The sequence below is a fragment of the Amycolatopsis sp. PSD-21 genome, assembly GCF_055561455.1.
The window spans coordinates 7,415,790-7,430,157 of sequence record NZ_CM145712.1; the positions used below are offsets into that span (position 1 = coordinate 7,415,790).

The following is a 14,368-nucleotide window of genomic DNA, read 5'->3' on the forward strand; positions in this document are numbered from 1 at the left end:
CTGTGTTGCGTCTAGCTGGATTGGGCGTCGCATCCAGCTTCGGGCACCCAACAGCAGTTCTCGCATTCCGACCGTCAGGCATGCTTCGCCGCAGGACAGCGCCGGCGGTGGGGCAGCGGCGATGGGCTCCAGGACTCCGAAGCGGATCGCGCTGGTCGCACGTCGAGCTGCTCAGCATGGCCTGGGACGTGATCGGCGATGACGGCCGCGCCGGTATCTCCCCTCGCCCCTATCTGGGATTCACCCGATTTCGAACACCTTGCTGCCCTTGTGTCTCGCGGCTGGATGTTCTCGCCGTCTTTTGATGACGAAGGCGGACTTGACCGCGTCCTGGGGGCCTACACCTGGGTGGTCGAAGGTGCCGTCGATGCGATCCGGATCAAGGGACCGGACGATGCGGGGGCATTGCGTTGCGACCACACCAACGGCTTGCTGTGGGAGCGAGAGGGTTCTCTGGCGTATGTACTTGGTGAACTGCTGGAGCTTCCCTCTCCGAGTGACCCGCTTGCGCCGAGGCTCGTTCTAGCGGCTGCTCCGCGGTTGTGGACTCCGTAATGCGATTTCAGCGACGTCGACAAGCGCGGCGGAGGTTGGCGCTCGGGTTCGCCCGAGCCTCCCTGGCGAACCTTCCGCGCCCGTACCGGTCTAGCTCTGACGAAGAACATCGTCAGCTGATCGCGATCCGAACATCCGTTCGCGAGGCAATTCAGATGACCCGGCGAAGGTCGGCGGTAGGCCGCCTTCTCCACGAAGCGGACCGCTGGCTGTCACATTGGCTGAGCCTGATCGAGGAAAAGGACGTAGCGGCTCCCCCTGCGCATATGGCGGGAATGTACCGGCAGATGGTAGAGCACCTTCTTTCCTTATCGAACCAGCTAGCCGGGACGGGCGGCGGGGATGCCGCCTCATATCAGCAAGACTTGCCACCTGAGCGTGGACCTGGTTAACGAAAGAAATGTGACCTGACTCGACCGCCACGCCCCCCGAGCGGTCGAGACAGTGCCCCGCCCGTTGCCCATTGGATCCACCTTGATTGACGGGCGGGGCTTCCATAACTCACTGGAGAGCGTCTCATGCCGACCGCCGTGCAAAAATTCGACCTTGACTGGGCCATAGTGAACCTGCCGCCGAGCGAGGTTCGCGCGCACCACATTTTTGGCCCGCAATTGCGAGAGCGCATCGCGCGGGAGTATGAGCATGACCAGCACCTTGGAACGGCGACACTAGCCAAGACTTACAACTGCTCTCCCTGCTGGATTAAGAAGGTAATCAGGGAATCCGACGTTGAGATCCGCCCGGAAGGCAGGCGGCGCAGGCCGCGCCCTTACACCGATTCACAATTGCGGAAAGAATACATGGTCGCAAAAATGTCGGTGCGGAGCATTTCCGAGAAGTACTCCGCGCCGCGATCCAGGATTTATCGTGATATGGCACGACTACGGATCGCTCTGCGCGGCATCGCAGAACAATCTGAATTGGATAAATCGAGTAATGGCGCGACGGGTAGCTCTCTGCGGCACCGAACGAACAGTTTTACTAGCACTAGCACGAGCGAAGTTCGGCTTGAGTTGCCGCCAGATTGCCCACCTGGAGCATCTGCATATAGACGAGGTCTACCAGAGTTTAGCTGGGCTTCATCGAAAAGGATTTACCGTGAAGCACACTCTGGCCACCAGTACCGGAGGGTTAGCCTTGATGCATTTCTGTACATCGCGAGGGAAGGAGCGACTCATGTCTCGCACGACACTGGAGACCAGGGCCTCCGTAGCGAACATGGAGGCCGTGCAGGAGATGCAATGACTCTGCCATGGAACGCATTTCGCGAGATCAACGGTGACTACATGACCCGCCGGGGTTGGCGATTAAACGACTCACGTTACGACAACGTCCAGGAATTCGAGTTTCCAGCTAGCTTGAATGGGGCTTTGGAGCGCCAAGAGTTGATCACTGTGGGCGCGGCGCTTGTCGCACGACTTGAATGCCGCTTCATGCGCACACCTGGGGGATTTCGGGCAAGGATGATTACCTGCGGCGTGCTCGGCGGCTGCCGGGAGCACCTTGCCGTTTCGTTCAAGTTCAAGTTTCGCCAAATTCAATCGCTGGGCCTCGTCCTTGATTAGCTTGAGAAGCGGGCGATGACTCAGATGCCGATTGAGTTGGCGTACTGCCTGGTGTTCGGAGGCTGCGGAGTCAGCGTCTCCCGGCAGTTGGAAGCCGCAGTGACCAGGAACGAGCTGGAGCCGGTCTAGATCCATGGCACTGGGAGCTGAGATCGATGGACTGGTTCTGTCCACCTGCGGAGCGGACCGTGCTCTTCTGGCCGGTCGGGAGCTCGCGGGAGCCCGACGAGAGCTACCTGTTTCCTCCACTGCGGGCGCGGCGGCTGCACAGATGGATCGCCGAACAACAGTGGCCAAGCGAGGACCCGGACGGTTCGCCGGACGTGGAAGCGCTACGAATGAAGAGTGCCAAGGAACGCCCCTTTATCTTTCCGGGTCCAGCGACATCAGACCTGGCCAACAGTGGGATTATCGTGAGTTCATCTAGGAATAACCGACGCCCGTCCACTCGGGACAGTTGCCACTTGACGCGGGCAAATCAGCGATTGCAGAGCAAGTCAACGACGGAGATCGCGCGCGAAACCGACGCCAGCTTCGCCGACGTAGGCAAAGTGCCGGATGGCCAGGCCGGAGACCGAGGCGGCCAGTGACAGCACAGACGGAACTTCACGAGCTGTCCGCCGCTGCCCAGGACTTGGACAGCTTCAAGAGCGCGTTCACCAAGGCGTGGTTCGACTTGAACACCACAGTTGAAGAGATCAAGGCGAGATTTGGGATGGGCAGCACGAGCCTATATCGGCACGTGTTCGTCTACGGCTTGCCGAAGCGTCCTTTGCTAAGCAGCAATGGGAAAAGACAACTTCGGGACCTGTTCTGCCACGGTCGGAAGACAGTGGAGCAGGTCGCGGAAATTCTGGGGCACCGGCCGGTCGCGGTCACAGCAGCATTGGCATTCCACGGCCTTCTTCGGCAGACCGACAGCGTCGACCACTACGACGAGGCGTCGCTTGTCTCTCCGCGCACAACCGCGGGCGACGACCTCTGCGTCCAGAAGATTCTCGGCCGCGAGCTACAAGCCCTGAGAAAGAGTCGAAAGTTGACACGCAGTGATCTCCTAGAGCGGCTGGAGTCCGACGTGTCGTTGCAGACACTCGCGACGTACGAGCTGGGGACACGGAAGGCCTCCGTCACGAGGGTTTTCGAGTTGTGCCTTGCGATGGACGAGCGTCCAGCCAGTCTCATCGCGAGAGTCCAGCGCCAGGTTTTCGTGGACGCACCCTCAGAGTTTCACCTGGATCTGCAAAAGGTTGCCGACGACGAGCGTCCGGAGCTGGAGTCGTTACGCCGCTGGGCTATGGCCCTGCTCAACCAAAAGAAGCCTGCTACGACGTTCCACCTGGAAGAACAGGCAGTCGGTAGCCTCGCGGAGCTGTGTGGCATCCCCGTCATTGAGCTTGAAGCCATTCTCAGCACGATGGCCTCTGGCATCGCCACGTGAGCACAGCCCGATGACTGGCGGGCTTGCCATCCCCAAGCCCGCCTCGGTGGCGTCCCGGCCTTCCTTTCACGCCTTGCCGGGCCGCCACCTCCAGACGAAGTCGAACTCCAATAAGGAAGTCTCGTGGTACTTCGATGGCTAGTCCCCTCGTATGCGCCGACGGCGTACGGGCACGCGTGGCACCGAGACGAACTCGCCGGCATGTCGAAGGCGTTGTGCGGATTCGTGTGCCACGAACGTCATCTCGAAACCTTCCGGCACCAGCGCTTGTGTCCACCCTGTGTCGTGGCTGCCCGCGGTTCCGGGTACGGAAACGCCGTTGTTCGACGGGCTCAGCGCAGGACGGCGATTCGGGCCGTCTCTGCAGTCCTCGTCGTGGTCCTCATCATCACCGTCACCTGCCTGATACTGAGCTAGGAATTCGAATGCGAAATAAGAACAACAGCTCGCTGATGTGGAAGGCCGCACGGCTCGCCGTCAGGCGCGGTTGGCCAGTCACACCCGCTACCTTCCTCGATCTGAGCACCCCTGTTTCCCCGGACGGTGTCGCTGGCCAGTGGTCCGGATTCCCCGGAGCCGTGTGCCTTCGGCCGATTTCGCCCAGCTGGTGGACGAAGCCATTGTGGACAGCCGCCGAGGTTGATTCATGCTGGGCAACCTTGCCCTTCGGGGTCCTGGTGGTCTGCGGCTACGGACTCGACGCGCTCGAACTTCCGGCCAGCACGCTTGACCGCATCACCGTCACCAACCCGGAGCTTATGCGGTCATATCCCATCGTCGCACTTCCCCATAGACGCAGCATCATTCTGACCTCTGGCACGAATCCCCGCTCGCACGACGAGCTACCAGAAGGATGTCGGTGGAGGGCGGGGGCGAGTTGGGTACCGTTACCTCCGACGCTGACTGCCCAGGCTGATTCGGTGACGTGGAAGAACCCGCCGGACGAGCGGGTAGCACTTCCTGAGCCTGACGACTTCCTCAAAGCTCTCGTGGAAGATCGCCGCCGCGAGCAAGCCGTATCCATGCCCGCCTCAGCTACAGAGAAGGCCAACGCCTAGTCATGGCACCGACCAGGCGTCACCGCCTCGTCACTACCCAGGACATCCAAGCCGAAGGGGTTTCGTTCCATGATTTCAAGTGATGATCAGCGAGCACGCGGACCGCCGTCGCGATCAACTATAGATCCATTGTGGACGTTGCGTACCTACACTTTTGAGACAGGGAAACTTCTTGTTGAACAGAAAAGCTTTGATGCTTGCCGCCGCGGCAGCAAGCATCACGACCGCGCTTGTCGCTCCTAAGGTTTCGGCCGTTGCCGACCCGCCGCCGCCACTGGTCGAGCCGATGCTGATCGGTGGGCATCCGGCCGCTAGCGCGCCGCCGGGAATCACCTCGCTGCAGTACGATGCGCCCGAACACGGTAAACAGTACCTCGACTACCACACCTGCGGCGCGGCTCTGGTGTTCCGCGGATGGGTGGTCACCGCCGCGCACTGTGTCACCGATCCACCAGCGAATGCGGCGGCCCGGTCGGAATTGAAGCAGCGATTCAACTCCGACTCGGCGCCGATCCCGACCGCTGACAAGGAATTCCACGTCCGTTCCGGCAGCCTCGACCGGCTCGCTGGTGGCGAGACTGCGACCGTGAGCAAGATCGTGGTGCACCCAGGCTGGCAGTGGGGTCAGGGAGGGCCGAAGAAGAGGGTCTTCGACATCGCAATGCTCAAACTCGACCACCTGCTGCAGCAGCCGACCGTGCAACTCGCCCGCGAGGTAGCCCGACGTGGTGACAAGGTCTCCTTGTACGGCTGGGGCGTCACTGAACCCGACAGCACGAAGAACGGTCTGCCGAGGCGCTTGCAGCAGCTCGACACTCATGTCACTGCGCCGTCGCGCTGCGCGGCAGCGTTCCTGTCCGCAGGCGAATTCTGCAGTGACAATCCCAGCGGCACCGACGGCAGCTGCTACGGAGATTCCGGGACTCCCGCCTTGGCTGCTGTCGACGGAGTGACCCAGCTCGTCGGGACTGCTAGTCGCTCGGCCGACCCGAGGTTCTGCGGAACCGAGCCCGACGTCTTCACCAGCTCCCCGGACCTCCGCGACTGGATCTACCACGTCGCTCGCACCGGCAACGCCACGTAGCAACCGACCTCGGCGGTGCCGCCTCCTCGTACGCAGGGGGCGGCACCCCCACGCCCGAAGGCACCTCACGCCGATGAACGACTCAACCAGCACACCACCAGTCAGTCACCGTCACATGCACCCGGGACAGTCATGGGTAACCAGACCGCGCACCCCGTTTCGACACGCCACCGCCGGAACCTACGTCCACCGCTGGGGCTGAGCGTCCGTTACCAGGCTGGTGCCACCCTGCGAGAGCTCGCCGGCCTCTACCGATTGCCCGTTCCGGCTGTGCGCGCCTTCCTGGTCGCGGACGGAGTGCAGATCCGCCGTCCGGGCCGCAAAGTCCGCACATCATCCGCCGCGGCCGATCGTGATCCCGCTCGTGCTGGATCGGCGGTGCGGGCGACCGTGCGCCCGCTGCGCCCGGACGTCCGGCGTCCTGAACCGCCGCTCGGCGTTGACGCGATGTTCTGGCCCCCCTTTGACCTGGACCCGCCGCGCGAGTCAGGCGCCGGACAGTTCCTAGCGGCAGCCGCTCCGGGCCAACGCTGTGTCGGTCTCACCGCCCCGTATGACGTGCATCAGGTCGACGACAAGCCTCTGCCGATTCGAGCCGGCGAGTACACCGCGGCCCTGACCCGATGCGCACGCATCGGCCTCGTCGACGCACCAGTACCACCGGACGCGCAACTCTGCGTCGAATGCCACCCTGAACCGCCCATCTTGTGAGAGATCCCCATGCAGAACCCGCTCCCGTACGACGTGACGGACGACGAAGCTGCCGAGCACTACTTCCGCGACGCCCTTAGACCGCATCACCGTGGCAGATGGGACGCTCTGCTCGCCGACGACCGCGTCCTCGCAGACCTACCGCGTACTCAAGGTCATCGAAGCCAACGCGGAGCACTCCTCCATATAGGAGCTACGGAGTCACCGGGCCAACGCCAGCGCTCTGCTTCGCCCACAGGTTCCGCAGCTTTGTGGGCGGCCCGAGGTCTGCGCGACCAAGTCACGGGAATGGCCCGGCAGCGAGGGGGGAGGGGCTGCCGGGCCACTACCTAGGTCGTCGCACGTTCGGTGTGCGTTACCAGTGGCCCGCACGCCTTCACAGCTCGCCGAAGCCACGTTCACACTCGCCAATGCAGGATCGGCGTCGGACAGGCCGAGCCGGGGACTACCACCATTTTGTCCATCGTGATTCGGCGGGGATGACTCCTTGTTCGGTCTGATGTGTGCAGGGGTACGGGCTGGGTGGCCCGATGGCTCCGACGCGTGCCCAGAACGCGACCGAAATCGGGTCCTGTCCGATGGGGAGCGTCGTCCAGTCGTAGCGTGGCGCCCGGGCGGCCGCGGCGGCGACTAGTACCCGGCCTGCGCCGCGGCGCCGGTGCTTCTCCTCGACCTCGACGTGGACGAGGACCGCGCGGCGATCGATGCCGCACAAGGAGAAGCGGATCTCGCCGAAGACGGTGTGCCCCAGGCGTAGTTGGATGGCGCCGATTCCGGCGGCCGTGGCCGGTCGCAGCAGCACCAGGCGCAGGCCGTATTCGTCGGCCTGCTCTTCGGTGACGTGTCGCGCGGGCGCGGGGTCGATCATCGCCCAGGTGCCTGCTCGGCGGGGGAGGGCGTAGCAGGCTTCGCAGAGCCATTCCGGTGCTCGGTAGTCCTGGGACCAGCCCTGCCGGACTCCGGCGATCGTGAGGTCGTGGCCCCACGGGCATCGTGCCGGTGTCCCGGTGCCGGGGCGGATCGGGATCTCCAGGGTGCGCCAGTGCCGGTTCGCACCGGTCACCGGAAGTCCCGGGACGGGCCGGTGGTCATGGACAAGTCGAGGCGTTCGAGTTTGTCCGCGACGAGGGTGACCACGCCCTCGGCGGCCTGGACCTGTCCACGGATCAGCAGCGCGGCGCTGGATCGGGCGATGACTTTGTGCCGAGCCCACAAGCCCGGGGAGACGAGAATATTGGCCATGCCGGTCTCGTCCTCGAGGTTGAAGAAGGTGATCCCGCCCGCGGTCGCGGGGCGTTGCCGGTGGGTGACCGCTCCCCCGATCCACACCCGTGCCCCGTCTTCGGCCTGGCTGAGCTGGGCGGCGCTGATGGCGCCGCGCTCGGTGAGCCAGGTCCGGAGGTATTCGACGGGGTGGGTGCCGGGTGAGATGCCGGTGGCCCACAGGTCTGCGGCGGTGACCTCGAACCGCGTCATCCCCGGTAGCGCCGGGGCGTCCAGGCCGGGCGCGAGTCCGGGGAGGTGTTCCGGCCGGGTGGTGGCCGCGGCGCCCGCGGCCCAGAGGGCCTGGCGTCGTTCCGGGCCGAGGCTGGTGAACGCTCCGGCGGTGGCCAGGGCCTCGATCGCGGGTTTCTTGAGCCGGACTCGTTCGGTCAGCTCTCCGATGCTGGTGTACGGGCCGTTGGTCTGGCGTTCGGTGATGATCTCCTGGGCGGCGTTGTCGCCGACGTTCCTGATCGCGGCGAGGCCGAGCCGGATGGCGTGGCCGCCGGTGCTTTCGGGCTCGGGTTCGAGGGTGGCGTGGGTGAGGCTGGCGTTGATGTCCGGCTCGCGCACGATGACGCCGTGGCGGCGGGCGTCGGCGACCAGCGATTGCGGGGAGTAGAACCCCATCGGCTGCGCCCGCAGCAGGCCGGCGCAGAACGCCGCCGGCCAGTAGTACTTGAGGTGCGCGGAGGCGTACACGAGCAGGGCGAAGGACATGGAGTGGGCTTCGGGGAAGCCGTAGCCGGAGAAGGCGTGGATCTGCTCGAACACGCTGACCGCGGTGTCGCGGTCGACGCCGTTGGTCGCGGCGCCGTCGAAGAATCTCTTGGCGAGTTTCCGCATTTTGGCGCTGGAGCGTTTCGCGCCCATCGCCCGCCGCAACAGATCCGCCTCGGCCGGGGTGAAGGAGGCGACGTCGACGGCCATCTGCATGACCTGCTCCTGAAACAACGGCACCCCGAGTGTCCTATCGAGACTCCGCGCCAAGAGCGGATGTTTGTGTTTCCAGGTTTCCTCGCCGCGGCGGCGGGCGATGTAGGGGTGGACGGAGCCACCCTGAATCGGGCCCGGCCGGATGAGCGCGACTTCGACGACGAGGTCGTAGAACTTCCGCGGCCGCAACCGCGGCAGCGTCGCCAGCTGCGCCCGGGACTCGACCTGGAACACACCGATCGCGTCCGCCGCGCACAGCATGTCGTAAACCTTCGGGTCGGCGAGGTCGAGCTTGCCGATGTCGATCGTCTCGCCGTGGTGTTCGGCGATGAGGTCGATCATGTAGTGCAGCGCTGAGAGCATGCCGAGGCCGAGCAGGTCGAACTTCACCAAGCCGACGGCGGCGCAGTCGTCCTTGTCCCACTGCAGAACGCTGCGTCCGGGCATGCGGGCCCACTCGACCGGCACCACCTCCGACACCGGCTCCTTGGAGATCACCATCCCACCGGAGTGGATCCCCAAATGGCGAGGGAAGTCTTCAAGAGCGTCGGCCAGTTCCAGGATCTCGCCCGGGATCTCCCCCGCGGCTTCCTCGCTGGTTTTCCTCACGCCGGCCCAGCGGTTGACGATCTTGCTGTAGGCGTCCTGCTGGCCGGGGCTGAAACCTAAGGCTTTGGCGGCGTCCCGGATCGCCGACGGCGCCCGGTAGGTGATCACGTTCGCCACCTGCGCCGCATGGAAACGGCCGTGTTTGTCGTAGACGTACTGGATCGCCTCTTCGCGGCGGTCGGACTCGATGTCGATGTCGATGTCCGGCGGCCCGTCCCGCTCCGGCGCCAGGAACCGCTCGAACAACAGCCCCCACTTCACCGGGTCGGCATGGCAGATCTCCAGCGCGTAGCAAACCGCACTGTTCGCCGCCGATCCCCGGCCCTGGCACAAGATGTTGGCGTCGCGGCAGAACCGGACGATGTCCCACACCACCAGGAAATACCCCGGGAACCCCAGCTCCTCGATCACGTCCAACTCCCGCTCGAGCTGGGCGTAAGCCTTCGGATAATCCTCGCGGTGCCCGTAGCGTTTCGCCGCCCCCGCCCACGTCAGCTCCCGCAGATACGACATCTCGTCATGCCCCGCCGGGACGGGGAACGGCGGCAAGTCGGGTGCGACCAGGTTCAGGTCGAAGGCGCATTCGACGCCGAGCAGGGCGGCGCGGGTGACCGCGCCGGGATACCGGGCGAAGTACTCGGCCTGTTCGGCGCCGGAGCGTACGAACGCCATGTGCGCCGCCGAGAGCCAGCCTTCCATGTCGTCCAGCGACCGGCGGGCGCGGACCGCAGCGACGGCGTCTCCGAGCGGGCCCCGGCCGGGGTGGGCGTAGTGGACGTTGTTCGTCGCTACCGTCACCACCCCCGCCGCCTCCGCCATCGACGCCAGGGTGTCGTTGTAGGTCGAGTCGAGCGGCAGGCTGTGATCGATCAGTTCCACCGCCACGTTGTGGCGTCCGAACTTGTCCGCCAGGGACACCAGCTCCGACATCGCCGCGACCTTGTCGTCCGCGGCGAGGGCGCGGCGGATCCGGCCCTTGCGGCAGCCGGTCAGCACCAGCACATGCCCCGCCAGATCATCGACCAGCGCGGTCTCGTCGTAGACCGGGCGGCCCTTCTCCCCGCCCGCGAGCTGCGCGCGGGAGATCACCCGGCACAACCGGCGGTAGCCCTCGATGCCGCGGGCCAGCACCAGCAGGTGCGCGCCGCTCGGGTCCGCGACGCCGTTTTGCGGTGCGGGCAGATCCAGCGACAGCTCCGCACCGAAACCGACCCGGACCCCGAGCTCGCGGGCGGCCTCGTTGAACCGCACCGCCCCGTACATGCCGTCGTGATCGGTCAGGAAGATCGCATCCAGGCCCTGCCGGGCGGCCTCCTCGACCAGCTCCTCGGGGTGGCTGGCGCCGTCGAGGAAGCTGAAGTTCGAATGCGCGTGCAACTCCGCATACGGAACCCGCGGCACCGCGCCACCGTCGTCGTCCCCCTCACGGACCCGCAGATCCACCGGCGGCCCCGCGTAACCCTCTCGCTTACGCGACCACGCCGGCGAATCGTTCCCGTCACCCTCCACACGAGGACGACCGGACGCGACCCGCTGGATCTCACGCCACGGGACAGCAGGATTGTTGAACGCCACACCAGCTCCACACCACACGCTCTGCCGTGGGGGGAAGCCAGCGACAAACACTCGAACATACGCACGAACTCTGTCGACGATCCTGACCGTCGAACACGCTTCCGTCAAGCCTAGTGGCTGACATAACACCAGGTAGCGAACCCGACACCACCCCGACCAGTGAACCATGCGCGGCGACTGGCATGGTTGACTCGACTTGGTAACACGCTAGGCCGTAAGAGTGACCTGGGAGGCACGGTGGACGAACCCGCCCTGACCGGCGCGACCGTGTACGAAGCCGCCGACAAGCCCTCCCTCGGCGGCGGCCGCTGGTACGTCCTGCCCGACGACACCACCTACTACCAGCCCTTCGACGGCACTCCTCGCCCCGCCCTCGTCGCCGCCTCCACGCTGCGCGACATGCCGACCTGGACCGAAGTGCCGAACTAGTACTGCAACGGCAGTTGGTCGTCGTGTGGTAGATCATCGTTGTGGTGGTCGATGTGGTGATGGGGCAGCTGGATCGGGTTCATGATCGGATCGCGGGACGGTTCAGGCGGTCGGAGCCGCGGGGCCGGGCTCGGGAGTATGTGTCCGGGCTGGTCGCGGGGTTGGAGCGGAAGAACGGCTGGACACTGGCGGAGCAGTCCGGTGAGGTGTCTCCGGATGGGATGCAGCGGTTGTTGCGCTGGGCGGACTGGGACATCGACGGGGTGCGTGACGACGTGCGGGACTACGTGGTCGAGCATCTCGGCGAGCCGGGCGGCGTGCTGATCGTGGACGACACCGGGTTCCTGAAGAAAGGTGTGCGCTCGGCCGGGGTGCAGCGGCAGTATTCCGGGACGGCGGGGCGGATCGAGAACTGTCAGATCGGGACCTTTCTCGCCTATGCCGGTGATCATGGGCATGCGCTGATCGATCGGGCGCTGTATCTGCCGGAGCCGTGGATCGCCGACCGGGACCGGTGCCAACGGGCGGGGATTCCGGATGAGGTCGAGTTCGCCACGAAGCCGCGGCAGGCGATGGGCATGCTGGCGCGGGCGTTCGAGGCGGGTGTGCCGTTCGCGTGGGTCACCGCCGATGAGGCCTACGGGCAGGTCAAGTACCTGCGAGCCTGGCTGGAGGAACACGACGCCGCGTACGTGCTGGCCACCAAGGTCAACGACACCCTGATCACCGCCGAGGGCACCGAACAGCGGGCCGATGAGCTGATCGCGGACCTGCCCGCCCGGGCGTGGCGGCGGTTGTCGGTCGGTGCCGGCGCGCACGGGCCGCGCGAGTACGACTGGGCACGGGTGCCGGTCCGGATTGGCTGGCAGGCCGGGCGCGGGCACTGGCTGCTCGCCCGGCGTTCGATCTCTGATCCGACCGAGATCGCCTACTACATCTGCTACGGGCCCCGCCGGTCCACCCTGCTGAACCTGGCCTGGATCGCCGGGGCGCGCTGGCGGATCGAAGAGTGTTTCCAGCAGGCCAAGAACGAAGCCGGACTGGATCACTACCAGGTCCGGTCCTGGCGGGCGTGGTACGCCCACATCACCCTGTCGATGCTCGCCCACGCCTGGCTCGCCGTCGCCAAATCCCTTGCCATAAAAGGGGAATCGGTATCGCCGAACCAGACATGATCAGCTTTACACTACCGGAGATCCGGCGCCTGCTCACCAAGCTGGTCCTGCGTGTCGCCGACGCCGCCGAACACATCTGGTCCTGGTCACGCTTCCGCCGCCGACGACAACACCAAGCCCGCCTCAGCCACTACAAACGCCGCGGCTACCCACTTCCTTAACTGCCGTTGCAGTACTAGAGCTCATCCGACCCGATCCGGCCCGGGATGGCCATCGCGTTCCGCACGGCGGGTGCAAACTTCCCGGGGACTTCCAGTCGAGCCGGCTCAGCACGGCGCCCGCCGCCACAGCAGCAACAGCCAGCACCGCACCAGCAGCGGACGCCTTCACCGACCTGTGCAAGGACAACGCCCGGCTCCGCCGGGCCAACCAGGAGCACACCGAGCACCTCGAGCTCGCCATCGCCACCATCCAGCGGCTCAGCATCGACAACGAACACCTCCGTACCGCTCTCGAAAACGCCCGCAACATCACCCACCTGGGGCCCCGACCAGCGCAAACACCGCGCCGCTAGGCCGAAAGGGTTACCGTGCGAAGAGAGCGCGACAACGCCGACGCAACGGAGGTGACTGGCCCATGGCCTCCCTGCCCGCACCCCGCCCGTCGCGGCGTTGTCACGCGTCGGACCGTCGGCGTTCGGCAGGTCGATGATGGCCGCGCTGCGCCCGCCGGTGGCGGTGGTGGAGGCCAAGCCGGTTCCGGAGATTCCGACGTCCCGGACGGGACGTTGGGCCTATGAGCCGAAATTCGATGGCTGGCGCTGCCTGCTGTTCACAGTGGACGGGTACTTGCAGTCCCGCCGGGAGACCGACCTGACGGCACGCTTCCCGGAGATCCCGGCGGCCGCGGCAGCGCTCGGCGACGTCGTGCTGGACGGCGAGCTCGTGGCGCTCAAGGACGGACGGCTGGACTTCGGCGCGCTGACCTCCACACCGCGCGGTCGTGCGGAAGCGGGCATCACGATCTACTTCGTCGCCTTCGACCTGCTCGCCGACGGCCGTACCGACCTCCGGCCAAAGCCCTACCGCGATCGCCGGAAGCGGCTGGAGAAGCTCTTCACCGGAGTCACGCCGCCCTTGCAGCTCGCTCCCAGCACCACCGACCAGTCCGTCGCCCTGACCTGGATGGATCCCGGCGTCAGCCAGGTGGGAATCGAGGGATGTGTTGGCAAGCAACTCGGTTCGCCTTATCGAGCCGGGAGGTCCGGATCGTGGGTGAAGATCCGGCAGATGGTCGTCGTCGACGCGGTCGTGGTGGGAGTGACCGGTACCGCGGACCGGCCCGACGAACTCGTCCTGGCCCGCCCCGACAGCACCGGGCAGCTCCGCAAGATCGGGCTATCCCAGCCGATCACCCCGGAGATCGCCTCCGAGGTCGCAGGTCAGGTGAGGGTGACCGGGGAGCCGCCGCAGAAGGTGTCGTCGGGAGTGTTCGGCCGCGGCCAGACACAGTTCCGGCCGGTGAAACCGGACGTGGTGGTGGAAGTCCGGGTCGAGGCCTCCGTCGCGACATTCACGAACCGCCTTCGACCGAGGGTGCACCGGGTGCGACCCGACCTCACCGTGCAAGACATGGGGGTATGAGCACGCCAAGCGCCGCCGGGAGGTCGACGGGTGAGGCAACCCGACTCCTGCTAGGTTGCCTTGCGTGTTCAAACCATCACGTATCGCATCCTCTGTCTTCGCCGCTGCCGGCGCCGCCCTCATCTCCGCCACGCCCGCGCTGGCGCAGGACAACAACAGCCTGCTGGAGTTCACCGAGGGTGGCATCCAGACAGCCAACAACCACAACCACACCGCCTGCGTCTGCCCCGTTCCGCTCACCGCTGGACAAGAACTCGCTATCGCTCCGGCACTCGGCAACTGGAAGACCAGCAATCGACCGAACCGGGACACCATCTCCGTCGACGGCAGCGCGGTCGATCGCCTCGTCGGACACTAAGCGCCTGGACAGCACGAGTTGTGTCTATA

The 14,368-nt window shown here is 65.6% G+C and carries 9 protein-coding genes; 7 read left to right on the forward strand and 2 right to left on the reverse strand.

Annotation, left to right across the window (positions count from 1 at the left end; genetic code table 11):
- The first annotated feature begins 1,073 nt into the window (after positions 1 to 1,073).
- The 3 genes from ACZ1DY_RS34805 to ACZ1DY_RS34815 all read left to right on the forward strand — a co-directional run bounded on the left by ACZ1DY_RS34805 (position 1,074) and on the right by ACZ1DY_RS34815 (position 5,700).
- Complete coding sequence (locus ACZ1DY_RS34805) at positions 1,074 to 2,120, forward strand: hypothetical protein (RefSeq protein ID WP_465482220.1); 1,047 nt, start codon at positions 1,074 to 1,076, stop codon at positions 2,118 to 2,120.
- A 586-nt stretch (positions 2,121 to 2,706) separates the two neighbouring features.
- Complete coding sequence (locus ACZ1DY_RS34810) at positions 2,707 to 3,558, forward strand: helix-turn-helix domain-containing protein (RefSeq protein ID WP_465482221.1); 852 nt, start codon at positions 2,707 to 2,709, stop codon at positions 3,556 to 3,558.
- Between the two features lie 1,233 nt (positions 3,559 to 4,791).
- Positions 4,792 to 5,700 (forward strand): S1 family peptidase, encoded by a 909-nt coding sequence (locus ACZ1DY_RS34815; RefSeq protein WP_465482222.1) that lies wholly within the window; start codon positions 4,792 to 4,794, stop codon positions 5,698 to 5,700.
- Positions 5,701 to 6,856: 1,156 nt separating this feature from the next.
- On the opposite strand, the gene ACZ1DY_RS34820 is transcribed toward ACZ1DY_RS34815, so the two are convergent.
- Both ACZ1DY_RS34820 and ACZ1DY_RS34825 read right to left on the reverse strand, forming a co-directional pair.
- Complete coding sequence (locus tag ACZ1DY_RS34820) at positions 6,857 to 7,474, reverse strand: hypothetical protein (protein WP_465482223.1); 618 nt, start codon at positions 7,472 to 7,474, stop codon at positions 6,857 to 6,859.
- Positions 7,471 to 10,794 (reverse strand): error-prone DNA polymerase, encoded by a 3,324-nt coding sequence (locus ACZ1DY_RS34825; protein WP_465482224.1) that lies wholly within the window; start codon positions 10,792 to 10,794, stop codon positions 7,471 to 7,473. The genes ACZ1DY_RS34820 and ACZ1DY_RS34825 overlap by 4 nt, the downstream gene beginning before the upstream one ends.
- 237 nt (positions 10,795 to 11,031) lie before the next feature.
- Here ACZ1DY_RS34825 and ACZ1DY_RS34830 point away from each other — a divergent pair, with 237 nt between their 5' ends.
- From ACZ1DY_RS34830 to ACZ1DY_RS34845, 4 genes are all read left to right on the forward strand, one after another.
- A complete protein-coding gene (locus ACZ1DY_RS34830) occupies positions 11,032 to 11,223 on the forward strand; it encodes a hypothetical protein (RefSeq protein ID WP_465482225.1) in 192 nt (63 codons plus the stop codon).
- Between the two features lie 41 nt (positions 11,224 to 11,264).
- Positions 11,265 to 12,398 carry an IS701 family transposase gene (locus ACZ1DY_RS34835; protein ID WP_043829840.1) on the forward strand — a complete coding sequence of 378 codons (1,134 nt, stop codon included), beginning with the start codon at positions 11,265 to 11,267 and terminating at the stop codon, positions 12,396 to 12,398.
- A 611-nt stretch (positions 12,399 to 13,009) separates the two neighbouring features.
- On the forward strand, positions 13,010 to 13,981 hold the full coding sequence (locus ACZ1DY_RS34840; RefSeq protein WP_465482226.1) for an ATP-dependent DNA ligase: 972 nt from the start codon (positions 13,010 to 13,012) through the stop codon (positions 13,979 to 13,981).
- Between the two features lie 64 nt (positions 13,982 to 14,045).
- The gene (locus ACZ1DY_RS34845) at positions 14,046 to 14,339 is read left to right on the forward strand and encodes a hypothetical protein (protein ID WP_465482227.1); all 294 of its coding nucleotides are present in this window, start codon (positions 14,046 to 14,048) and stop codon (positions 14,337 to 14,339) included.
- Positions 14,340 to 14,368: the final 29 nt, after the last annotated feature.